The 21,138-nt window shown below is 66.9% G+C and carries 23 protein-coding genes; 14 read left to right on the top strand and 9 right to left on the bottom strand.

Annotation, left to right across the window (positions count from 1 at the left end):
* Window positions 1–109: 109 nt before the first annotated feature.
* The gene (locus AC07NY_RS06725; RefSeq protein WP_293806237.1) at window positions 110–319 is read right to left on the bottom strand and encodes a cold-shock protein; all 210 of its coding nucleotides are present in this window, start codon (window positions 317–319) and stop codon (window positions 110–112) included.
* Window positions 320–724: 405 nt separating this feature from the next.
* Here AC07NY_RS06725 and uvrC point away from each other — a divergent pair, with 405 nt between their 5' ends.
* From uvrC to AC07NY_RS06700, 5 genes are all read left to right on the top strand, one after another.
* Complete coding sequence (gene uvrC, locus AC07NY_RS06720) at window positions 725–2,842, top strand: excinuclease ABC subunit UvrC (RefSeq protein ID WP_494582691.1); 2,118 nt, start codon at window positions 725–727, stop codon at window positions 2,840–2,842.
* Between the two features lie 181 nt (window positions 2,843–3,023).
* Window positions 3,024–3,635, top strand: coding sequence for a CDP-diacylglycerol--glycerol-3-phosphate 3-phosphatidyltransferase (pgsA, locus tag AC07NY_RS06715; protein WP_257731334.1), 612 nt, complete (start codon window positions 3,024–3,026; stop codon window positions 3,633–3,635).
* Window positions 3,632–3,925: a molybdopterin converting factor subunit 1 gene (gene moaD / locus AC07NY_RS06710; RefSeq protein WP_492284816.1), complete on the top strand. Its 294-nt coding sequence runs from the start codon at window positions 3,632–3,634 to the stop codon at window positions 3,923–3,925. Before pgsA ends, moaD begins: the two co-directional genes overlap by 4 nt.
* A 4-nt stretch (window positions 3,926–3,929) precedes the next feature.
* Window positions 3,930–4,397, top strand: a complete 468-nt coding sequence (locus AC07NY_RS06705) for a molybdenum cofactor biosynthesis protein MoaE (protein ID WP_492284817.1) — start codon at window positions 3,930–3,932, stop codon at window positions 4,395–4,397.
* Window positions 4,366–5,448: a DUF1176 domain-containing protein gene (locus AC07NY_RS06700; protein WP_494582688.1), complete on the top strand. Its 1,083-nt coding sequence runs from the start codon at window positions 4,366–4,368 to the stop codon at window positions 5,446–5,448. Before AC07NY_RS06705 ends, AC07NY_RS06700 begins: the two co-directional genes overlap by 32 nt.
* Before the next feature lie 223 nt (window positions 5,449–5,671).
* Here AC07NY_RS06700 and AC07NY_RS06695 read toward each other — a convergent pair whose 3' ends face one another.
* Window positions 5,672–6,559, bottom strand: a complete 888-nt coding sequence (locus tag AC07NY_RS06695; RefSeq protein WP_492284819.1) for a branched-chain amino acid aminotransferase — start codon at window positions 6,557–6,559, stop codon at window positions 5,672–5,674.
* 182 nt (window positions 6,560–6,741) lie between these two features.
* Between AC07NY_RS06695 and AC07NY_RS06690 the strand changes: the two genes are divergently transcribed.
* From AC07NY_RS06690 to AC07NY_RS06675, 4 genes are all read left to right on the top strand, one after another.
* Complete coding sequence (locus tag AC07NY_RS06690) at window positions 6,742–7,245, top strand: MarR family winged helix-turn-helix transcriptional regulator (protein WP_494582686.1); 504 nt, start codon at window positions 6,742–6,744, stop codon at window positions 7,243–7,245.
* A gap of 84 nt (window positions 7,246–7,329) precedes the next feature.
* Window positions 7,330–8,073, top strand: coding sequence for a response regulator (locus AC07NY_RS06685; protein ID WP_492284821.1), 744 nt, complete (start codon window positions 7,330–7,332; stop codon window positions 8,071–8,073).
* 164 nt (window positions 8,074–8,237) lie between these two features.
* Window positions 8,238–9,527: an ATP-binding protein gene (locus AC07NY_RS06680; protein WP_494583698.1), complete on the top strand. Its 1,290-nt coding sequence runs from the start codon at window positions 8,238–8,240 to the stop codon at window positions 9,525–9,527.
* Between the two features lie 72 nt (window positions 9,528–9,599).
* Complete coding sequence (locus AC07NY_RS06675) at window positions 9,600–10,298, top strand: alpha/beta hydrolase (protein ID WP_494582683.1); 699 nt, start codon at window positions 9,600–9,602, stop codon at window positions 10,296–10,298.
* Here the strand turns inward: AC07NY_RS06675 and AC07NY_RS06670 are convergent.
* On the bottom strand, window positions 10,270–11,196 hold the full coding sequence (locus tag AC07NY_RS06670) for a LysR family transcriptional regulator (RefSeq protein WP_494582681.1): 927 nt from the start codon (window positions 11,194–11,196) through the stop codon (window positions 10,270–10,272). The genes AC07NY_RS06675 and AC07NY_RS06670 overlap by 29 nt on opposite strands.
* A gap of 98 nt (window positions 11,197–11,294) precedes the next feature.
* On the opposite strand from AC07NY_RS06670, the gene AC07NY_RS06665 reads away from it, so the two are divergent.
* Window positions 11,295–11,933, top strand: coding sequence for a glutathione S-transferase (locus AC07NY_RS06665; protein WP_494582679.1), 639 nt, complete (start codon window positions 11,295–11,297; stop codon window positions 11,931–11,933).
* Window positions 11,923–12,849, top strand: coding sequence for a pyridoxamine 5'-phosphate oxidase family protein (locus tag AC07NY_RS06660; protein WP_494582677.1), 927 nt, complete (start codon window positions 11,923–11,925; stop codon window positions 12,847–12,849). Before AC07NY_RS06665 ends, AC07NY_RS06660 begins: the two co-directional genes overlap by 11 nt.
* Here AC07NY_RS06660 and AC07NY_RS06655 read toward each other — a convergent pair.
* From AC07NY_RS06655 to AC07NY_RS06630, 6 genes are all read right to left on the bottom strand, one after another.
* The gene (locus AC07NY_RS06655) at window positions 12,846–13,205 is read right to left on the bottom strand and encodes a tRNA-binding protein (RefSeq protein WP_494582675.1); all 360 of its coding nucleotides are present in this window, start codon (window positions 13,203–13,205) and stop codon (window positions 12,846–12,848) included. The two genes, AC07NY_RS06660 and AC07NY_RS06655, sit on opposite strands and share 4 nt — an antisense overlap.
* On the bottom strand, window positions 13,202–15,169 hold the full coding sequence (locus AC07NY_RS06650; RefSeq protein WP_494582674.1) for a methyl-accepting chemotaxis protein: 1,968 nt from the start codon (window positions 15,167–15,169) through the stop codon (window positions 13,202–13,204). The genes AC07NY_RS06655 and AC07NY_RS06650 overlap by 4 nt, the downstream gene beginning before the upstream one ends.
* A gap of 117 nt (window positions 15,170–15,286) precedes the next feature.
* Complete coding sequence (locus AC07NY_RS06645) at window positions 15,287–16,021, bottom strand: TetR/AcrR family transcriptional regulator (RefSeq protein WP_494582672.1); 735 nt, start codon at window positions 16,019–16,021, stop codon at window positions 15,287–15,289.
* Between the two features lie 65 nt (window positions 16,022–16,086).
* Window positions 16,087–16,908: a pyrroline-5-carboxylate reductase gene (gene proC, locus AC07NY_RS06640; RefSeq protein ID WP_494582670.1), complete on the bottom strand. Its 822-nt coding sequence runs from the start codon at window positions 16,906–16,908 to the stop codon at window positions 16,087–16,089.
* A 117-nt stretch (window positions 16,909–17,025) separates the two neighbouring features.
* Window positions 17,026–17,532: a type III secretion system chaperone family protein gene (locus tag AC07NY_RS06635; protein WP_492284830.1), complete on the bottom strand. Its 507-nt coding sequence runs from the start codon at window positions 17,530–17,532 to the stop codon at window positions 17,026–17,028.
* Window positions 17,533–17,823: 291 nt separating this feature from the next.
* A complete protein-coding gene (locus AC07NY_RS06630; protein WP_494582668.1) occupies window positions 17,824–18,078 on the bottom strand; it encodes an accessory factor UbiK family protein in 255 nt (84 codons plus the stop codon).
* 140 nt (window positions 18,079–18,218) lie between these two features.
* Here AC07NY_RS06630 and AC07NY_RS06625 point away from each other — a divergent pair, with 140 nt between their 5' ends.
* The 3 genes from AC07NY_RS06625 to AC07NY_RS06615 all read left to right on the top strand — a co-directional run bounded on the left by AC07NY_RS06625 (window position 18,219) and on the right by AC07NY_RS06615 (window position 21,134).
* Window positions 18,219–19,370: a M24 family metallopeptidase gene (locus AC07NY_RS06625; RefSeq protein ID WP_494582666.1), complete on the top strand. Its 1,152-nt coding sequence runs from the start codon at window positions 18,219–18,221 to the stop codon at window positions 19,368–19,370.
* A gap of 61 nt (window positions 19,371–19,431) precedes the next feature.
* Window positions 19,432–19,992 (top strand): hypothetical protein, encoded by a 561-nt coding sequence (locus AC07NY_RS06620; RefSeq protein WP_494582664.1) that lies wholly within the window; start codon window positions 19,432–19,434, stop codon window positions 19,990–19,992.
* Between the two features lie 197 nt (window positions 19,993–20,189).
* Window positions 20,190–21,134: a ribose-phosphate pyrophosphokinase gene (locus AC07NY_RS06615; RefSeq protein WP_492284834.1), complete on the top strand. Its 945-nt coding sequence runs from the start codon at window positions 20,190–20,192 to the stop codon at window positions 21,132–21,134.
* The last annotated feature ends 4 nt before the right edge of the window (window positions 21,135–21,138 follow it).

Here is a 21,138-nt window from a genome sequence, read left to right as displayed (position 1 = left end):
CGGGCTTGTTGGTCCCGACCCTTCACTTAACCGTTGGTGCGAAACGTCGTGTCGTGGCGCCGGTACATCCGCGGCGGCCTCAAAGCGTCGTCGTCCCGCTCCGGAACGGTTACTCAGCCCGCAGGTTGTCGGCCGAGCTCTTGCCCGAACGCTTGTCCTGAACGATCTCGTACGAGATCTTCTGCCCGTCGCGCAGATCGCGCAGACCGGCGCGCTCGACGGCGCTGATGTGGACGAAAACGTCCTGCCCGCCATCGTCAGGCTGAATGAAACCGAAACCCTTGGTGGCGTTGAACCACTTGACAGAACCAGAAGCCATAGGTGCCTCCCGCAAACATGTTTATCCAAGCCCCATGGAAAACATGCGGCGGCGAATTCGATCAGAGGAAGAAAATCATCAGCATGTCGCGCTCAAGCGTCGCGAGCGGCCAAGTCATCAGGCCTAAATCGAAACCAAGAGATAGGCCTTGACCACCCCGATGTCAAATCGACAACGAAAAGGCGCCTTTGGGAAAACCAAAACGAGCATCGCGTCACGCAAGGAACAACGTTGGAGGAACGATCGTCAATAGCGGCTCGACATTTGGTTTTATCAGCTGGCGGATAGCGGCCAATTCGCGGGCAGGACAGCACCTCTCCTGACATGACGAAGCCGCTCCGGCATCCTACATGGAGACCGAGAAGACGCAGGCCCAAGACGCCGCAGGATAGAGTACGCAAGCGCATGAGTCGCGAACGCCAGGACGATCTGCCCCAGGACGAGTTCGAGGACGAGGAGGACACCCTCCCCGGCGCCGAGCCCGCGCTCGTCCTCGCGGAAGCCGCGCCCGGCGCGCTCAAGGCCGGCATCGAGGTCATCCAGCAATTCGCCAAGCACCTGCCGAACCGGCCCGGCGTCTACCGGATGTTCGATCGTGCCGGCGAGGTGCTCTATGTCGGCAAGGCCAAGAGCCTGAAGAATCGCGTGACCTCCTATGCCCGCGGCATGGCGCATACCAACGCCGTCGCCCGGATGATCGCCGAGACGGCGAACATGGAGTTCGTCACCACCGGCACCGAGACCGAGGCGCTGCTGCTCGAGTCGAACCTGATCAAGCAGCTCCGGCCGCGCTACAACGTGCTGCTGCGCGACGACAAGTCGTTCCCCTATATCCTGCTGACCGGCGATCATGACGCCCCCGCGATCCTGAAGCATCGCGGCTCGCGCCAGCGCAAGGGCGACTATTTCGGCCCCTTCGCCTCGGTCTGGGCGGTGACGCGCACCATCGACGCGCTGCAGAAGGCCTTCCTGATCCGCACCTGCGCGGATTCCTTCTATGAGAACCGCACCCGCCCCTGCCTGCTCTTCCAGATCAAGCGCTGCGCCGGCCCCTGCACCGGCGAAATCTCGATCCCCGAATACCAGGGGCTGGCCAGCCAGGCGCGCGACTTCCTCTCCGGCCGCTCCTCGGCCGTGAAGCAGCTCCTGTCCGCGCGAATGCAGGAAGCTGCTGAAGAGCTCGAATTCGAAAAAGCCGCCCGCTATCGCGACCGCCTCGCCGCGCTCTCGGCCGTGCAGGCCGGGCAGGACATCAACACGCAGGGCGTCGAGGAGGCCGACGTCTTCGCCATCGACGAGCAGGCCGGGCAGTTCTGCGTCGAGATCTTCTTCTTCCGCAACCACCAGAACTGGGGCAACCGCGCCCTCTTCCCGCGCGCCGATCGCTCATTGACGCCGGCCGAGGTGCTCGCTTCCGTCGTCGCCCAGTTCTACGACGACAAGCCGCCGCCGCGCCTCGTACTGCTCTCGCACCCGGTCGAGGAGATCGAATTGATCGGGCAGGCGCTCTCGGCCCGCGCCGGTCGCAAGGTCGAGGTGGCCCATCCCAAGCGCGGCGAGCGTGCCGATCTGATGGCCCATGCTGTCAAGAACGCCCGCGAGGCGCTCTCACGCAAGCTCGCCGACAATGCCGGCCAGAGCGCGCTGCTCGCCGCGCTCGGCGCCGCCTTCGGCATGGAGACGGCGCCGCGTCGGGTCGAGGTCTACGACAACTCGCATATCATGGGCACGAACGCGGTCGGCGGCATGATCGTCGCCGGGTCGGACGGCTTCGTGAAGAACCAGTACCGCACCTTCAACATCTCGACCGACACCATCGCCGGGGACGATTTCGGCATGATGCGCGAGGTGCTGACACGGCGGTTCGCGAAGTTGGCGAAGGAAGAAGGCATAACCCTCAGCCCTCACCCCGAGGAGGTCGCGTTAGCGACCGTCCCAAAGGACGCTCCAGAGGGCGAGGGAGCCTCAGCGATCATCCTTCGAGACGCGCCTGAAGGCGCTCCTCAGGATGAGGGCTCCCGCGGAAAAAGCCGCAAGGCGGCGAAACCGCGCAAGGACGAGGACGGCTTCCCCTCCCGTCCCGATCTCGTCATCGTCGACGGCGGCAAGGGCCAGTTCAGCGCCGCGCTCAAGATCATGAAGGATCTCGGTGCGGCCGACATCCCGCTCGTCGCTATCGCCAAGGGGGAGGATCGCAACGCCATGCGCGAGACCTTCCATATGGAGGGCCGCGAGCCCTTCAAGCTCCAGCCGCGCGACCCCGCGCTCTATTTCATCCAGCGCCTGCGCGACGAGGCGCATCGCTTCGCCATCGGCACCCACCGCGCCAAGCGCAAGCGCGAGACGATGAAGAACCCGCTCGACGAGATCCCCGGCATCGGCCCCTCGCGCAAGCGGGCGCTGCTGCTGCATTTCGGCACTGTGAAGGCGATCCAGCGCGCCAAGCTCGACGACCTCATGCGCACGCCCGGCGTGAATGCCGCGACTGCCAAGGCTGTGCATGATTTCTTTCATGATGCGTAGAGCATCGCGCGAAAACGCGGAAAACCGGCGTTTCGCAGAAGCAATGCTCCATGACGTTGAAAGCGAGGCCGTTTTTCGCCTTCGGACATCCCCGTTGAAAGACGACGCGGTCGCGAAGTTCTGCCACATTCACGCTGTTGCGTGTTGACGCTACTGCTGCCGCCTTGCTTTGGTGCATCTCGTGACGATTCTTCCAGACGCCATCAGGCGGCGCGGCCCCTGGTCGCTGCCCAACCTCCTCACCTACGGGCGGATCCTGGCGATCCCGGCCCTGGTGGCGATCCTGTTCTGGCCGCGCGACGACTGGATGCGCTGGCTCGCGCTCGGCATCTACACCGTCGCTGCCATCACCGATTATCTCGACGGCTACATCGCCCGCGCCTGGAGCCAGCAATCCGCGATCGGACGCATGCTCGACCCGATCGCCGACAAGCTGCTCGTCGCCGCCCTGCTGCTGATGCTGGTCTATACCGGCCAGATCGAGGGCTGGACGCTCTGGGCCGCGATCGTGATCCTCTGCCGCGAGATCCTGGTCTCGGGCCTGCGGGAGTTCCTGGCCGATCTCAAGGTCAGCGTGCCCGTCAGCAAGGTCGCCAAGTGGAAGACGACGGCGCAGCTCTTCGCGCTCGGCTTCCTCATCGCTGGCCCGGCCGGCGACAAGGTCCTGCCCGGCAACACCACGATCGGCATCGTGCTGCTCTGGGCCGCGGCGGGCCTGACGATCTATACCGGCTGGGACTATTTCAACGCCGGCATCCGCCATCTCGTCGCGGAAGACGAGCGCGCGCCATGAGCACCGCAGCCGCCATGGCAGCGGCGGGCACGCGCCCGGTCCGCATCGTCTATTTCGCCTGGGTGCGCGAGCGCGTCGGACTGCCCGAGGAGACGCTCGACATCCCCGTCGATCTCGCCACCATCGCCGATCTCGTGCGCTGGCTGAAGGCGCGCGGCGAGGGCTACGAAGCCGCCTTCGCCGACGAGGCCGTCGTGCGGGCCGCGCTCGACCATGTCCATGCCAAGCCGCAGGCCCGGCTCGGCGCCGCCCGCGAGATCGCCTTCTTCCCGCCGATGACCGGCGGCTGAGGCCGTGACGTCCCCCCTCATCCGCATCCAGCGGGAAGATTTCTCGCTGCAAGACGAGATCGACGCGCTCTCGGCCGGCCGCGCCGATATCGGCGCCGTCGTCTCCTTCACCGGGCTATGCCGCGACGAAGCCGGCACGCTCGCCGCGCTCGAACTCGAGCACTACCCCGGCATGGCCGAGGCCGAGATCGCCCGCGTCGCGGCTGAAGCCTCCGCGCGCTGGCCATTGCTCGGCCTCGTCGCGATCCATCGCTACGGGCTAGTCAGGCCGGGCGAGCAGATCGTGCTGGTGCTGGCGGCTTCGGCCCATCGCCGCGCCGCGTTCGAGGCGGCCGATTTCATGATGGACTATCTCAAGACCCGCGCCCCGTTCTGGAAGCGCGAGCACCGCGCCGACGGCACGCTCGGCGGCTGGGTCGAAGCCAAGGCGGATGACGACGATGCGGCGGAACGCTGGAAACAGGATTCCTGACGGCTGGAAGAGCGCCGCGCTCGGCGCTGGCCTCGCTCTTGCGCCGGCCCTCGCTTTCGCAGCCGCACCGGAGCCGAAGAGCTTCCGCGATTGGATGGCCGGCTGCGACAATCTCAAAAGCTGCACCGCTCTGTCGCTCCCGAATGAGGCGGCCGACCCGGTCGCTTATCTGCGCCTGGAGCGTCCGGCCGGGCCGGACATGCCGGCCGAACTGACCCTGCGCCTGCGCGGTGACTGGAAGACCCCGCCCCGGTCGGTCCAGCTCAAGCTCGATGGCGCGCCCTTCCCTGCCGGCGGCAAGGCAATGCCGGCGGAAACCGATGGCGACATGCTGTCCCTGACCTTCAAACCGGCCGAGGTCACGGCCCTTGTCGAGGCTGCCCGCAAGGCCACGAAGCTCTCCATCGCCGCTCCGCAGGTAGCGGCCGAGGTTTCGCTATCGGGTGCGGTGGCGGCCCTGCTCTGGATCGACGAGCAGCAGGGGCGCCTCAACACGACCTCCGCCCTGATCCGCAAGGGCAGCGGCACGAACGTGCCCGCCGCCCCTGCCCTGCCGGTCGTCATCGCGAAGCCCGCAAGCGCCGCGCTGTCGGAGAAGGACGGCAAGGCGCTCACTGCCGCGCTGCGCAAGGAACTCAAGCAGCGCGACCCCGATGGCTGCGAGGACGACGAGACACTGATCAGCATCGACGAGGCCTGGACGCTTGACGGCACGCACAGCCTCGTTTCGCTGGCCTGCTCGCGCGGCGCCTACAATGTCTCGAATGCGTTCTGGATGATCGAGCGTGGCGACGCGAAGACGGCCAAACCGGTGGCCTTCGCGCAAGGCGACGGCGACGCGAAGAACACGCTGGTGAATGCCGAGTTCGACCCGAAGAGCGGCCGCATCACTTTCTTTGCCAAGGGACGCGGCATCGGCGATTGCGGCGCCGCGGGTGGCTATGCCTGGACCGGCAGCGCCTTCGTCCAGATCGATCTTAGCCTGATGGGCGAATGCCGCGGCATCGGCTCCGAGGACTGGATCACGCTGTATCGCAGCGAGATCAAGTAGGGAGCGTCATTCCCGGGCGGAGCCAAACTCGGCTCTAGGACGGGCGTTCAGAACCACGATTTGTCATTCCGGGGCTTCGCACAGCGAAGAACCCGGAACCCACGACCGGGTGAGCCGCCTGCAACCGGGCATTGGGGTATCTACCCAGTCGTGGGTTCCGGGTTCGCGCCTGCGGCGCGCCCCGGAATGACAGAGGTGGAGTTTGGAACCGCGATGTCGCGCCTCAAGCCGCTTTCGTCTGCGGGCGCACCGCGGCCGAGTAGTCTTCCATGATCACCTTGCCCATGTTGCCGGTGATGAAGTTGTACGGGCCGATCTCGGAGACCAGCGTCACCTCGGCGGCCGAGCCGGTGATGAAGCACTCGTTGAAGCTCTCCAGCTCCTCCGGACGGATACGCCGCTCCACCACCTCGAAGCCGCGCTGGCGGCACAGGTCGATCACCGACTGGCGGGTGAGCCCGTTCAGAAAGCGGTCGGCCAGCGGCGTATGGATCACACCGTCCTTGATGAAGAAGATATTGGCGCCGGTGCATTCGGCGACATTGCCTTCCCAGTCGAGCATCATCGCATCGGCATAGCCGCCGCGCTCGGCCTTGTGCTTGGAGAGCGAGCAGATCATGTACAGACCCGCCGCCTTGGCATGAACCGGCGCGCAGGCCGGGTCCGGCCGGCGGTAATCGGCAACGTCGAGGCGGATGCCCTTCAGCTTCGCCGCCATGTCGAACATGCTCGGCCACTCCCAGACCGCGATCGCGGTATGGATCGTGTTGTTGCGGCCGGACACCGCCATCATCTCCGAGCCGCGCCAGGCGACCGGGCGGATATAGGCGTCCTTCAGGCCGTTCTCCTTGAGGCAGAGATACTTGGCCTCATCGAGCTCGGCGACCGAATAGGGGATCGTGAAATCCATAATCTCGGCCGACTTGTGCAGGCGCTGCGAATGCTCGGTGCTCTTGTAGATCACGCCGTCATAGGAGCGCTCGCCCTCGAAGATGCACGAGCCGTAATGCAGCCCATGGGTCAGTACGTGAATCTTCGCGTCCTTCCACGGCACGAGCTTGCCGTCGAACCAGATGACGCCATCGCGCTGGTCGAAAGGAATGACTGACATGGACCTTCTCCTGGGTGCTTGTTTCCGGAACTCCGGCACAGCCGTTTTCGGAACGCAAGCCTGTGTCTAAAGCTGCGCCGCAGCGGTACGTTTTGAAATAATCGTTCGCTCAGCGCCCTTGACCGGTAATCTTCCGTCTGAGATATGTCAATAAGGCTGACCCAAATTTTTGGAAGCGCGTTTTGGTCCCATCTCCTTCCGACGCCGAAGACCTCCCGCTCAGGCCCTCTTCCGAGGCGGTCCCGCATGACCTGATCGAGCTGCTGTTCTTCGCCTATCGCGACTTCGTCGGCGACCCCGACCGCATCCTCGCCGATTACGGTTTCGGCCGGGCGCATCACCGCGTCCTGCACTTCGTCCAGCGCCGGCCGGGCCTGACCATCGCCGAACTGCTCGATATCCTCCAGATCACCAAGCAGAGCCTCAATCGCGTGCTCAAGGAACTGGTCGAGAAGGGCTATATCGAGCAGCGCACCGGCCGGCAGGACAAGCGCCAGCGCCATCTCCACACCACGCCTTCCGGCCAGGACCTGGCGCTGCGCCTCGTCCGCCTCCAGGCCAAGCGCATCAACCGCGCGCTTGAAGGGGCCGGTCCCGAGACCGCCGCCATCGCGGCGCGGTACCTCGCCGCCCTGATCGACCCCGCCGAGCGGCCGAAGGTAGAGCGACTTCTCGACAAGCCTTAGCGGCGACCGGCTCCCTACGTTATGCTATGGGAGCCCAGCACCGCGAGCGCGCCGGCTAAGACCGGCGCAGGAGAAAGGCGCGAGATGATCGCAACCGAGACCCTGGCGAAGCCGGCCCGCAAGCCCCTGCCTGACGAGGCCCCGCATATCCTTGTCGTCGACGACGACCGGCGCCTGCGCGAATTGCTGGGCCGGTTCCTCAGCGACAACGGCTACCGGGTGACGACGGCGGCCAATGCAGCGGAAGCCGATACGCGACTTGGCAACCTCGTCTTCGACGCGATCGTGCTCGACGTGATGATGCCCGGCGAGAACGGCTTCGACTTCGCCCGCCGCTTCCGTGGCGGCTCCGCCGTGCCGATCCTGATGCTGACCGCCCGCGCCGACGGCAAGGACCGCATCAACGGCCTCGAAATCGGCGTCGACGACTATCTCTCCAAGCCGTTCGAACCGCGCGAGTTGCTGCTGCGGCTCGGCAACATCCTGAAGCGCACGCTGGTCGTCGAGGCCGCGCAATCCGGCACACGGCCCGATTTCGTCCGCTTCGGCCCCTTTATCTACGGGCTGGCGCGCGGCGAATTGCGCAAGGGCGAGGAGACCATCCGCCTGACCGAGCGCGAGCGCGAGATCCTGACCGCATTGGCGGAGCGTGCCGGCGAGGTCGTGCCGCGCGAGGAACTGGCCGCACAGGGCTCGGCCGCCAATGACCGCACCGTCGATGTCCAGATGAACCGCCTGCGCCGCAAGGTCGAGCGCGACCAGACCGATCCGCTCTATCTCCAGACCGTGCGCGGCGTCGGCTACAGGCTGGTGACGGACCGGACGTGACGCCGCTGCAACCCGGCAGGAAAGGCCCGTCCGCGCTGCGCTCCGCCGCACGTGCGCTGGCGCGCGTCTACGCCGGGCTGGAGCATGCGGTCGAAAGCCTCGGGAAGGCCGTGCGGCCAGTCATCAAGCGCATCGGCCGGCCCTTGCAGATCATAGCGCGCTACATGCCCAAGGGGCTCTACCCGCGCGCCCTCGTCATCGTCATCGCGCCGGTCGTGCTGCTGCAATCGGTCATCGCCTATGTTTTCATGGAGCGGCACTGGCAGACGGTGACGCAGCGCCTCTCCTCGGCCGTCTCCGCCGACATCGCCATGCTGATCGATGTCTACGAGAGCTACCCGCAGGATGCCGACACCACGACGCTGTCGCGCATCGCCGCCGAGCGCCTCGGCATGGACCTCGACATCATCCCCGATTCGGACCTGCCGGCGCCGGGCCCGCGCCCCTTCTTCTCGCTGCTCGACAACGCGCTCTCCACCGAGCTCAGCCAGCAGGTCGCCCGCCCCTTCTGGCTCGACACGGTCGGCCGCTCCAGCCTGATCGAGATCCGCATCAAGCTCGGCAAGGACGTGATGCGCATCCTGACGCGGCGCAACTCCGCCTATGCCTCGAACAGCCATATCTTCCTGCTCTGGATGATCGGCACGTCGCTGATCCTGCTCACCATCGCGGTTTTGTTCCTGCGCAACCAGATCCGCCCGATCCTGAAGCTCGCCGATGCGGCGGAGGCTTTCGGCAAGGGCCGCGACGCCGATTTCCGGCCGCGTGGCGCCCGCGAGGTCCGCCGTGCCGGCAATGCCTTCATCGAGATGAAGCGCCGCGTCGAGCGCTCGATCGGCGAACGCACGACGATGCTGAACGGCGTCAGCCACGACCTGCGCACCATCCTCACCCGCTTCAAGCTCTCGCTCGCCCTGATGGAGCGTTCCTGGGAAATCGAGGCGCTGGAGAAGGACGTCGACGAGATGAGCCGCATGCTCGAGGACTATCTCGCCTTCGCCCGTGGCGATGCCGGCGAGACCGCGATCGAGACCGATATCCGCTCGCTGCTGGAAGAGTTGAAATCCGATGCCGAGCGGCAGGGCCACCAGACCGAACTGACGGTGATCGGCGATCCGCTCGTCGTGATTCGCCCCGACGCCTTCCGCCGCCTGCTCACCAATCTCGTCTCGAACGCCGCCCGCTATGGCGACCGCATCGCGATTCGCGCGACCCATGACGCGCGCTACCTGATCGTGATGGTCGACGATGACGGCCCCGGCATCCCGCCCGACCAGCGTGAGGACGTCTTCCGCCCCTTCTTCCGGCTCGACGAGGCTCGCAATGTCGATGGCGGCGGCACGGGCCTCGGCCTCGCCATCGCGCGCGACATCGCCCGCGCCCATGGCGGCGACATCATGCTCGCCGATTCACCGCTCGGCGGCCTGCGGGCGACAGTGCGGTTACCGGTCTAGAGCCGCGCGGTTTCGCTCGACAGCCGCGAAAGTCGAGCGCTAGTCTCCTGCTGACGCAAGGGGAGGCCGGACATGCGGTTCCTGAGACGATCTCTGGCTGTCCTCGCAGCGGCCCTGCTGCTGACGGCATCGGCAGCCCAGGCCGAGGAGGTCGTCGATCTCGGCAACGGCTTCGTCGGCAACGGCCGGGCGCTGCTCAACAAGCCGGCCGGCAAGGCACGCGCCGGGCTCGTGCTTCTCACGGGCGGCGACGGCAATATCGGCATCGGCTCCGACGGCAGCGTCGCGCGTGGCGGCAACTGGATCGTGCGCACCCGGGGCGCCTATGCCCGCAGCGGCATTGCCAGCATCACGCTCGATGCTGGCGCCGACCCGGCCAAGGCCGTGGAATACATGCGCGGCATCGCACCCCGCGTGGTGGTGGTGGCGATGAGCCGGGGCGCCCTCAAGGTCGCCGATACGCTATCGGCACGGCCGGACGGGGTCGTCTTCGCCTCCTCCATTCTGGACGGCGCGCCCGGCATGATCGGCGATCCCGGGCGGCTGCCACCGACGCTGATCATCCACCATCGGCAGGACAGCTGTCGCCTGACGCTGCCGGAATCGGCCGTCACCTTCCAGCAATGGACCGGCGGCAAGGCACGCCTGATCTGGATCGACGGCGGCAGCTCGACAGGCGATCCCTGTCAGGCCCGCGCCTATCACGGCTTCATCGGTCGCGAGGGTCAGGTCGTCGCCGCCATCACGAGCTTTGCGGGCGCGCTGCGCTAGCCGAGGCACCGATCGGGGCAAGCTCCGGCAGTCGCGCCACCGCATGATCGATGAAGGCGCGCACCCGCGGCGCCGGCTGTCGACCACCCGGCACCACGAGCTGGACCGGCAAGGGCGGCGGCTCGAATTCCGGCAACAACCGCACCAACGTTCCCGCAGCGAGGTCGTCCGCCGCCTGATAGGACAAGACCCGGGCCAGCCCCCGCCCGGCCCGCGCCGCGATCAGCACGGACTCCACCTCGTTGACGATCAGGCGCGGCGTCAGGACGACGGCGCTTCCCGAACGCGGCCCACCGAAGCGCCAGGTCAGCGTCTGGTTGGCAGCGACGCTCGCGATGGTCTCATGCGCGGAGATATCGGCCGGGCGCCGCAAGGGCGGGCAATTCGCGAGATAGGATGGCGCCGCGACGAGGATGCGCCGGACCTCCCCGACCTTCCGCATCAGCAGGCCGGAATTCGGCAGCGGCCCGATCCTGACCGCGAGCTGCAGATCTTCCTCGATCAGGTCGAGATTGCGGTCCGCCAGCACGAGCTCGACCTGCACTTGCGGATAGCGATCGAGGAACTCGCTCACCAACGGCGTGACATGCCGCCGACCGAAGGAGAGCGGCGCAGTGATGCGCAGAAGGCCGCTCACCGGCTCGGCCGCAGCAACGCCCAATGCCGCCTCGTAATCGGCGAGCAACCGCCGGGCCGTTGTTGCAAGTTCCCGACCGGCATCGTTCGGCGTCAGACGCCGTGTCGTCCGCGCGATCAATTGCGTCCCGACCCGCTCCTCCAGCCCGGCAAGAGCCCGCGTCACAGCCGGGCGCGACTTCCGCAAACGCCGTGCCGCGCCGGCCAGGCTGCCGGCATCGACGATCGCGACGAAAATCGCCAGCTCCTCGATCCGGTCCATCGCATCGTTCCGGAAATTGAAATTCTAAGTTCAACCGATAGCAGATTTCGGCATTCTTCCGAAACGATCATGATGCCCCGCAAATCAGGAGCATTGCCATGCCGTCGCCAGAGATCATCCTCCACGGAACGCCTCTTTCAGGTCACGCCCATCGCGTCGAGTTGCTGCTGCTCGCGCTCGGCCTGCCCTATCGCACCGAGGAGGCCCCGGCCGACGTCCGGCGGGGCGAGGCCTTCCGCAAGCTCAACCCGCTCGGCCAGATTCCCGTGCTGCAGGATGGCGACCTCACCTTCGCCGACAGCAATGCGATCATGGTCTATCTGGTCCGGCGCTATGCCCCGGACAGCGCATGGTTGCCGCTCGATCCGGTCGGCGCCGCCCATGTCCAGCGCTGGCTCTCGATCGCCGCTGGCGAGGTCATGCACGGCCCCTCCATCGCCCGCCTCGTCACCCAGTTCGGCCTGAAGGACGACAAGGCCCGCGCGCAGCGGATCGCCGCCCGGCTGCTGACGTTCATGGAAGAGCATCTCATGACACGCGACTATCTTGCGGCCTCCCAGCCGACGATCGCCGATCTCGCCTGCTATTCCTATGTCGCGCATGCGCCGGAAGGCGGTATCTCGCTGAAGCCCTATCCGGCCGTGCGCCGCTGGCTCGCTCGCATCGAGGCCCTGCCCTTCTTCAAGCCGATCCCGCCTTCGCCCCTGCCGCCGGAGCTCGACAACGATGCTGCCTGACGGTCCCTTCCACACCGGCGAGCTGGCAGCGCAGGCGCTGGCCGGCGTCGCCTCGCGCGGTGCCGGTATCCGCCCGTTCATGCCGGATCAGCACCGCATCTTCTTCGGACAGTTGCCCTGGCTCTTCGCCGGCATGCTCGACCGGGACGGCTGGCCCTTGGCGACGGCGCTGGCCGCTTCTCCCGGTTTCGTGGAAAGCCCGACCCCAACTGCGTTGACGATCGCGGCCCTGCCCTCGAAGGATGATCCGGCCTTTGACGCGTTCCAGCCGGGCAGCCCCATCGGCCTGCTGGGTCTCGAACTGGAAACCCGCCGCCGCAATCGCGCCAACGGCCGGGTCGGGATCGTTACTCCAGACGGCTTTACCGTCGAAATCGAGCAGAGCTTCGGCAATTGCGCGAAGTACATCCAAGTCCGCAATCGGCTTCAGGATGAAAAGGAACTCGCCTCGCCAGCCATCAGCCTGTCAGGCCTGGATGCAGAGGCGCGCGTACTGATCGCAGGAGCCGACACGCTGTTCATCGCCAGCGCCGCGGCGCTTGAAGCCGAGACCGGCGGCGTCGACATCTCGCATCGCGGCGGCCGGCCCGGCTTCGTCCGCATCGACGGCGACACGCTCACCATCCCGGATTTTGCCGGCAACAGCTACTTCAACACCTTCGGCAACCTGTTGCAGGAACCCCGCGCCTCCCTGCTCTTCGTCGATTTCGCGACGGGCACGCTGCTGCAATTGCAGGGCGAAGCGGAGATCGTCTGGCAGGGGCCGGAGCTGGCACGGCTCGACGGCGCCGAGCGCCTATGGCGCTTTCATGTGAAGCGCGGCTGGCGCCGGCCCGGCGCGCTCCGCCTGCGCTGGTCGGCGCCGGAATTCGCACCGACCACCTTGCAGACCGGCCTGTGGCCGGTGGCCGCCTAGAAAAGCCTGCCGCCGATCGGGACTTCATGCCCCGGCCCGATCAGGACGACTTCACCCTCGGCATCGGGGATGCCCAGCGTCAGCACCTCCGACATGAACTTGCCGATCTGGCGCGGCGGGAAATTCACCACCGCGAGGACCTGCCGGCCGGGAAGCTCTTCCGGCCGGTAGTGCTTCGTGATCTGCGCCGAGGATTTCTTGCGGCCGATCGTGCCGCCGAAATCGATCACGAGCTTGATCGAGGGCTTGCGCGCCTCAGGGTAAGGCTCGGCCTCGACGATCGTGCCGACACGGATGTCGACCTTCAGGAAATCGTCGAAGCCGATCTGTGCGGCCGGAGCCGCGGGCTCGCTCAAAACTCCGCCCAACCGTCGTCGCGGGCACCGGTCTTGGGCGCCGCAGCAGCGCCGTTGGCGGCCTTGGCGCGCGGGACGGCGGGGCGCGGCGCAGCAGCGACCGCCGCCCGCATGGTCTGCGAGATCGCCTTGAGCCGGGCGACATCGCCGCCAAGCTGGAAGCGCGCGACCAGCGAGGAGAGCCGGTCGGCCTCCTGCGACAGCGAATGCGCGGCGGCGGTCGACTGCTCGGCCATCGCGGCGTTCTGCTGCGTCGCCTGGTCCATCTCGCCGACGGCGGAGTTGACCTCCTGAAGGCCTGAGGCCTGCTCCTGCGCAGCGCCCGCGATCTCGGCCACCAGCGTGGTGACGCGCGTGATCTCGGAGGCCATGCGCTGCAACGCGCCGCCGGTCTGGCCGACCAGCGTGACGCCCTTCTCGACCTCGATGGTCGAGGCGTCGATCAGGGTCTTGATCTCCTTGGCGGCGGAGGCAGAGCGCTGCGCCAGCGCGCGCACCTCGGACGCCACGACCGCGAAGCCCTTGCCGGCGTCGCCGGCGCGTGCCGCCTCGACCGAGGCGTTGAGCGCGAGCAGGTTGGTCTGGAAGGCGATCTCGTCGATGACACCGACGATCTGCGAGATTTCCTGGGCGGACTTCTCGATGCCGCCCATCGCCGTCACCGCATCGCGAACGATGCTGGTCGACTGCTCGGCCTCGGTCTTGACCTGCTCCGTCGCCTGGTTGGCGAGGCGGGCGCTCTCGGCGGTCTGGCGGACGGTGGCGGTGAGTTCGTCCAGCGCGGTGGCGGTCTCCTCGACCGAGGAGGCCTGCTGCTCGGTGCGGCTGGCGAGATCGTCGGCCGCCTGGCTGATCTCGGTCGAGCCCGCCTTCATGCTCTCGGTATTGGTCGCGATCTGCCGCATCGCGTCCTGCAGCTTGGCGATGGCGCCGTTGAAGTCGTCCTTCAGCTTGACGTACTCGGCGGTGAAATTGTCCTCGATCCGGTAGGTCAGGTCGCCATCCGAGAGATGCTCCAGGCCCTGGCCCAGCGCATGGACCACATCGGCCTGCACGCGGGCATGCTCGGCGCGATCGGCCTCGTTGCGACGGCGCTCGCCATCGGCGGCGTGGCGGTGGCCAGTGGCCTCCTCCTCCATGCGGATCTTGTCGGCCTCCATCGCCTCCTTGGCGAGGGCGGCGTCGCGGAAGACGACGAGCGTGCGTGCCATCGCACCGATCTCGTCGGGCCGCTCCTGATGCGCGATCGGGGTGTCGAGCTGGCCGGCAGCCAGGCCTTCCATCGAGCCGCGCACGGAGTGGAGCATGCCGGAAGCGCGGCGGCTGAGCACGATCACGAGGCCGAGCATGATGAGGCCGAGCGGCACCAGAACCTTGGCGACGCCGCCGACCATGCCCATGAACGCCGCATCGACGTCATGGACATGCAGGCCGGAGCCGACCACCCACTGCCATTGCGGAATGCCGATGATGTAGGAGATCTTGAGCGAAGGCTCCTTGTCGCCGGGCTTGAGCCAGCCATAGTCGACGAAGCCTTCGGTCTTCGCCTTGGCCAGCGAAATCATATCCTGGACGAAGAACTTGCCGTCCGCGTCCTTGAGCGGCTTCATGTCCGTCGACTGGATCTTCTTGTTCGCGTGCAGGACGCTGATGCCGTCGTAATTGATCAGGAAGTAATAGTTCCCGCTGTCGAAGCGCGCGCTGTCGAGCGCAGCCATCGCCAGCTTCTTGGCCTCGTCTTCCTTCAGCTCGCCGCTCTGGACGCGCGCCAGATAGCCTTTGACCGTCGTCGCGGCCGACTCGACGGCGTTCTTCATCTCGGCCCGCTTGAGCGTGATCATCTCGTTGCGGGCTGCGTTAAGCGTATAGCCGACGCTGCCGACGGCGATCAGCACGGCCAAGGCGGCGATCAGACCGAAGGAACGGCTGATCGAGAGGGTAGCAAGCTTCCGGGTGAACGACATTCGCGTATCCTGCGCGGATGGGGATTCCCCTCATTCGCGCAAAATGGCTAAGGCACGCTTAACGTTGACCCGATTTCGCCACATTTCGTCGCAGGCAGCGCGAGGCTGCCTCCGCGCTCAGATCGCCGGCGCGTAATCCTCGTTATCCTCGCCGCGCTCCGACGCCCGCTCGCGCCGACGCCCCTTCAAGGGACGCCCCGAGCAGATCGCGCGCGCCAGCCCGCGGAACGGTGCCGTCAGCCGGTGCACGTCCTCGACCCGGGCCATGATGCGCCCGGCCGTCTTCAGCTCGCGGTCGAGCCGCGCCATCGTCTTCGACAGCTCCGGCTCGTCATCGTCGAGCCAGGCCTCGGAAACCCGCGCCATCAGCAGCACCGCACCCTGCACCCGCAGGTGCCCAAGCGCGTCCTCGGTCGGGATGCCGGCAGAGGCGAGCATATAGCGCCAGGAATTGACCGCGCCGCGATTGAGCGCCGCCAGCGCCAGCGGATCGCGGCGAATGACCGGCGCGATCTTGCGCAAGCCGGCCTTGTAGGGCGCCATCGCGTCGAGCCGGCGCATGACGAGATCGAAGAGCCGCTCCTTGACAGGCTCGCCCGCGAGATCGTCCGAGGCATTGGCGAGGACAGCGTCATCGACGATGCGGGTCACACCGCCGAGCATCGCGAGCTTGGACGGAAACAGCCCGCGCAATTGCGAGAGCGTCAGCCCGGCCTCGGTCGCGATATCCGGCAGCTCGATCTGGTCCCAGGGCCGCTCCGTGGCGAGCTTCATCAAGGCATCGACCGCACGACGGCGCGGGTCGACGGCAGGCGCAGCCTCGGGCTGGGTGGAAACGGGTTTGCGGGCCATGGGCAGCTCCTCTCGCTTCGCGTCGAGAGGAGGTTAGGCCGCTATCGTGGCGGGTGGAAGGCGGTTCAGCCCGAAAGCTCGCCGGCGCGACGTTTGGCAGCAGCCACGGCCTTGCGCATGAGCGGCTTCATGCCGTCATCGGCCATCAGCACCTCGAGCGCCGCAGCGGTGGTGCCGCCGGGCGAGGTCACGTTCTGGCGTAGCGTGCCGGGCGGCAGCGGCGACTGGAACAGCAATTCGCCCGCCCCTTCAACGGTCGCCCGCGCCAGCCGCTCGGCGACATCTGCCGGCAGGCCGGCATCCTTGCCCGCCGCAGCGAGGCATTCGACAAGATGGAAGACATAGGCGGGGCCCGAACCCGACACGGCGGTCACCGCATCGATCAGCCCCTCGTCGTCGAGCCATTCGACCTTGCCGATGCTGCCGAGCAGAGCGTCAGCGGTGGCGCGCTGGGCGGCGCTGACGCCCTTACCGGGCGCCGCGGCGGTGGCGCCGCGCTGCACGGCCGCGGGCAGGTTCGGCATGGCGCGGATGATCGCGCCGGCATTGGGCAGGCGCGCCGCGAGATCGCCCAGCGTCTTGCCGGCGAGGATCGAGATCAGCAGCGTGCGGGGATGGATGAAGGCCTGCACCGCTGGAGCCGCCGTGTCGAGCATCTGCGGCTTGGTCGCCAGCACGACGACATCGGCGGCGGGAATCTCCTTGGCCGAAGGGTTGACCCTCATGCCCTTCTCATTGGCGAGCGCGACCATCTCGTCCGACGGCTTGGGGTCGATCAGGCTGATGCCCTTCGGATCGATGCCGATGCGCAGCCAGCCCTCCAGCATCGCTCCGCCCATCTTGCCCGCGCCGATGAGGACGAGCGATTGCGGCAGGGAAGCGGTCATGGCGGTTCTCATCGCTTGGAGACAGGGCACGCGCCCGGATTTGCTCCCGGGCAGCACAGGACCAGAGCCTGCAAGGGCTGACCGGGTCAAGCCCGGCCATGACGGCGGCGCAGCGGTTCAGGCTTCGCCGACCGTCTCCAGGATCGCGCCTTCCATGCCTTCCTTGGCGGTCTTGCCGGCCCAGACGACGAACTGAAAAGCCTGATAGTAGCGCTCGCAGGCTTCGACGGCGGCCTTGACCAGCGCGATCGCCTGCTCCTCGGTCGGCTCGGCCCCGCCGGAGAGCAGCAGGGCGTGGCGGTACATCACCACGCTTTCGCTGCTCCAGAGGTCGAAATGGCCGAGCCAGAGCTGCTCGTTGACGAGGCTGACGAGTTGCAGCACCTCGCCGCGCCGCCGCTCCGGCACCTTCAGGTCGAAGGCGCAGGCGATATGCAGCGCCTCCACCTCGGCGAGCCAGGTGACCGCGACCTGGTATTCCGACCAGCCGCCGGTGACGGCAACGGAAAGTTCGTCCTCGCTGTCGCGATCGAACGCCCAGTCATTGAGCGCGGCGAGGCGTTCGAACAGGTCGAGAGGATTGGAAGGCCGATCCAGCTCGGCATCCATATCGAGGTCCATCATGCCCTAGGGTCCACCTTCCGGATGCTGGCGCATCCGGCGCGTTCGAGAAGAGGAACACGGCGACTGGAAAGCCGAAGGAACGCAACACACCTCCGGAACCCCTCATACGGAGGCGTTCCCATCCGGCGCGGCAGGATGAATCCGCCCGACGAATCAATTCTTTCCACCGACGATAGCGCAGGCGCTGTGACGCTCCCAACACGGCGCCAAGCTCCGCGGATTCGGCCGGCGGGCTCAATCCCCTGGAAGGGCTGTCCACAGCACATGGCTGTGGACATAACCTCAGGGCAGTCAGGCCTTGCCGAGCTTGTCCTCCAGCGCCTTCAGCCGGGCGGCGAGCTTGTCGTTCTCCTCGCGGGCGATCAGCGCCATCTCGCGCACCGCCTCGAACTCCTCGCGGGTGACGACGTCGAGATCGCGCAGCAGCCGCTCGATCTGGGTCTTCACCACGGTCTCGACCTCGCGCCGCACGCCCTGCGCCGCGCCGGCGGCATCGGTGGCGAGACGAGCGATATCGTCGAGGATGCGGTTGCCGGGGTTCACCATGGCTCTCTCCTTGGAGGCGCGAAACTCTCTGAGGACAGCCTATAGGCAGCCCGCGCTGAGCCCGCAATTGCGACCGGATGTCGGGCTTGCTCCTCGGCAGCCGGCGCGCTCACATGGCGACAGCTTCGGAGAAACGCGCCATGGCCCTGCATTTCACGCCCGCCGAATTCGCCCGCCGCCGCGAAGCCCTGCTGGCGGCGATGCAGGCCGAGCGCCTCGATGCGCTCTTCCTGTTCCAGCAGGAATCGATGTTCTGGCTGACCGGATACGACACCTTCGGCTTCTGCTTCTTCCAGTGCCTCGTCGTCAAAGCCGACGGCACCATGGCGCTGCTGACCCGCTCCGCCGATCTCCGGCAGGCGCGGCAGACCTCGAATCTCAGCGATATCCGCATCTGGAAGGACGGCCGCGACGCCGATCCCACAGTCGACCTGCTCGCGCTGAGCCGCGATCTCGGGCTTGCCGGGAAGCGCATCGGCGTGGAGTTCGAATCCTACGGCCTCGTCGCCTCGAACTATCGCAAGCTCGAAGCCCGCTTCTCCGGACAGGTCGAACTCACCGACGCCTCGTTGATCGTGACCCGCCTGCGCGCCGTGAAATCGGCGGAAGAGATCACCTATGTCCGGCGCGCCGCCGTGCTCGCCGATGCAGCCGACCGCGCGGCGCTCGACGCGATCCGGGCCGGCGCCGACGAAGGCGAGATCCTCGCCGCCCAGCACAATGCGATCTTTGCAGGCGGCGGCGACTATCCCGCCAACGAGTTCATCATCGGCTCCGGCCGCGACGCCCTGCTCTGCCGCTACAAGTCAGGCCGGCGCAGGCTCGACGCCAACGACCAGATCACGCTCGAATTCGCCGGCACCGACCGGCATTATCACGTCGCCGCGATGCGCACCGTCGTCATCGGCGAGCCCCGCCCGCTCCACCGCCCCTATCACGCCGCCGCGCGCGACGCGCTCCTCGCTTGCGAGGCCGAGCTGAAGCCCGGGCGCACCGCAGGCGACGTCTTCGCCGCCCATGCCCGCGTCTTCGACGAGCACGGCCTCGCCCAGCACCGGCTCAATGCCTGCGGCTATTCGCTGGGCGCCAAGTTCACCCCGTCCTGGATGGACTGGCCGATGTTCTACGAGGCGAATGATTGGCCGATCGTGCCGGGCATGGTGATGTTCGCCCACATGATCCTGATGGATTCCGCCAGCGAAACCGCGATGTGCCTGGGCCGGACCTATCTGGTCGGCGAAGGCGGCGCCGAGGCGCTCAACCTGCCCGATCTGGACCTCGTCATCCGTTGAGCCTAGAAGAAGCGCGCAGGGAATCTCGAAGCAGTCCACAGCCCAAAGGGCGGGAGGCGTCATGATCAACCGTTTTAGCGGCCTCGTTCTGGGGCCGGTTTTGGCGCTGGCTGTCGCCGGCTGCCAGGAAACCACCCAGACCGCTTCCCGCCCGCGCGTCGACGCGCCGGGCGTCCCGGTCTCGGTCCAGAGCATCTCCGGCGCGCCGGAAAACGTCACCACCAGCTTCGCCGGCTTGCTCGGCGAGGCCGCGGCCGAGCGCAAGATGGAGATCGTTCCCGGCAACAAGCCGGCGCGCTTCCGCGTGAAGGGCTATCTCACGGCCCAGCCGACCGAGGACGGCCAGACCTCGCTCGCCTTCGTCTGGGATGTCTATGATTCGACCAAGCAGCGCGCCCAGCGCGTGCAGGGCGAGAGCATCGGCAAGCGCAGCGGCGGTTCCGATCCCTGGGCCGGCATCGACCAGACGATCGTCGCCAAGGCCGCCTCCGACTCGATGGACGCCATCGCCGGCTTCCTCGTCACCGCGCCGGGCGTCGAGACGCTCGCGGTCGACGACAAGGCAGCGAAACCCGCGAGGGCGGGCACCCGGGTCGCCGCGACCAGCGACAAGAAGAGCTGAACCGACAAGCGCAGCCCGCCTCATGGCGACGCTGCGGCAGTGGTTTCCGGGTCACGGCGCGTCGCCCTGCGCTTTTTGACCACCGATATTGCACTGCAACGGTCGACTCCATCCGACCGCGCTGTTAAGAGCCGTTCGAATTGAGCCGGCAATGCCGGCCCTCCCTGCTCAGCCTTACTGCAACGGTGCGCTACGGCATGGCCTCCCACTTCAAAGTCGTCGCCGGCAACTCCAATCGTCCGCTGGCCGAGGCGATCTGCCACCATCTCAGCATCCCGCTCGCCAAGGCCTCAGTCCGGCGTTTCGCCGACATGGAGGTCTTCGTCGAGATCCAGGAGAACGTGCGCGGCCAGGATGTCTTCATCATCCAGTCGACCTCGTTCCCGACCAACGACCATCTGATGGAGCTGCTGATCATCACCGATGCCTTGCGCCGCTCCTCGGCGCGCCGCATCACGGCGGTGATCCCCTATTTCGGCTATGCCCGTCAGGATCGGCGCGCCTCGGGCCGCACCCCGATCTCGGCCAAGCTCGTCTCCAACCTGATCACCCATGCCGGCGTCGACCGCGTGCTGACGCTCGATCTCCATGCCGGCCAGATCCAGGGCTTCTTCGACATCCCGACCGACAACCTGTTCGGCGCCCCGTTGATGGCGCGCGACATCAAGGACCGGCTGGAATGGAAGAACGCCATGGTCGTCTCGCCGGACGTCGGCGGCGTGGTCCGGGCGCGCGCGCTCGCCAAGCGCATCGATGCCCCGCTCGCCATCGTCGACAAGCGCCGTGACCGGCCGGGCGAGTCCGAGGTCATGAACATCATCGGCTCGGTCGAGGGCCGCTCCTGCATCCTGATCGACGACATCGTCGATTCCGGCGGCACGCTGGTGAACGCGGCCGATGCGCTGCTCGAGCAGGGCGCCAAGGAAGTCTTCGCCTATATCACCCATGGCGTGCTCTCCGGCGGCGCGGTCGCCCGCATCGCCGGCTCCAAGCTCAAGGAACTGGTCATCACCGACTCGATCATGCCGACCGAGGCCGTGAAAGTCGCCCGCAACATCCGCGTCATCTCCATCGCCGGCCTGATGGGCGAGGCAATCGAGCGCACGGCGAGCGAGACCAGCGTGTCGAGCCTGTTCGACTGAGAGG

The sequence above is a fragment of the Allobosea sp. GW821-FHT09G06 genome (assembly GCF_059416005.1).
The sequence above is the reverse complement of the archived record's forward strand: the minus strand, read 5'-3'. Positions and strand labels throughout refer to the sequence as shown.

Bases quoted from the DNA above. Each gene is read 5' to 3' on its own strand.
- AC07NY_RS06625 (WP_494582666.1), top strand. From the start codon at position 18,219: ATGGCCCTGCATTTCACGCCCGCCGAATTCGCCCGCCGCCGCGAAGCC.
- AC07NY_RS06650 (WP_494582674.1), bottom strand. From the start codon at position 15,169: ATGTCGTTCACCCGGAAGCTTGCTACCCTCTCGATCAGCCGTTCCTTC.
- AC07NY_RS06620 (WP_494582664.1), top strand. From the start codon at position 19,432: ATGATCAACCGTTTTAGCGGCCTCGTTCTGGGGCCGGTTTTGGCGCTG.
- AC07NY_RS06680 (WP_494583698.1), top strand. From the start codon at position 8,238: ATGCCCAAGGGGCTCTACCCGCGCGCCCTCGTCATCGTCATCGCGCCG.
- moaD (WP_492284816.1), top strand. From the start codon at position 3,632: ATGAGCACCGCAGCCGCCATGGCAGCGGCGGGCACGCGCCCGGTCCGC.
- AC07NY_RS06615 (WP_492284834.1), top strand. From the start codon at position 20,190: ATGGCCTCCCACTTCAAAGTCGTCGCCGGCAACTCCAATCGTCCGCTG.
- AC07NY_RS06685 (WP_492284821.1), top strand. From the start codon at position 7,330: ATGATCGCAACCGAGACCCTGGCGAAGCCGGCCCGCAAGCCCCTGCCT.
- AC07NY_RS06660 (WP_494582677.1), top strand. From the start codon at position 11,923: ATGCTGCCTGACGGTCCCTTCCACACCGGCGAGCTGGCAGCGCAGGCG.
- AC07NY_RS06630 (WP_494582668.1), bottom strand. From the start codon at position 18,078: ATGGTGAACCCCGGCAACCGCATCCTCGACGATATCGCTCGTCTCGCC.
- AC07NY_RS06665 (WP_494582679.1), top strand. From the start codon at position 11,295: ATGCCGTCGCCAGAGATCATCCTCCACGGAACGCCTCTTTCAGGTCAC.
- AC07NY_RS06670 (WP_494582681.1), bottom strand. From the start codon at position 11,196: ATGGACCGGATCGAGGAGCTGGCGATTTTCGTCGCGATCGTCGATGCC.
- AC07NY_RS06675 (WP_494582683.1), top strand. From the start codon at position 9,600: ATGCGGTTCCTGAGACGATCTCTGGCTGTCCTCGCAGCGGCCCTGCTG.
- uvrC (WP_494582691.1), top strand. From the start codon at position 725: ATGAGTCGCGAACGCCAGGACGATCTGCCCCAGGACGAGTTCGAGGAC.
- AC07NY_RS06645 (WP_494582672.1), bottom strand. From the start codon at position 16,021: ATGGCCCGCAAACCCGTTTCCACCCAGCCCGAGGCTGCGCCTGCCGTC.
- AC07NY_RS06725 (WP_293806237.1), bottom strand. From the start codon at position 319: ATGGCTTCTGGTTCTGTCAAGTGGTTCAACGCCACCAAGGGTTTCGGT.
- AC07NY_RS06695 (WP_492284819.1), bottom strand. From the start codon at position 6,559: ATGTCAGTCATTCCTTTCGACCAGCGCGATGGCGTCATCTGGTTCGAC.
- AC07NY_RS06635 (WP_492284830.1), bottom strand. From the start codon at position 17,532: ATGATGGACCTCGATATGGATGCCGAGCTGGATCGGCCTTCCAATCCT.
- AC07NY_RS06700 (WP_494582688.1), top strand. From the start codon at position 4,366: ATGCGGCGGAACGCTGGAAACAGGATTCCTGACGGCTGGAAGAGCGCC.
- proC (WP_494582670.1), bottom strand. From the start codon at position 16,908: ATGACCGCTTCCCTGCCGCAATCGCTCGTCCTCATCGGCGCGGGCAAG.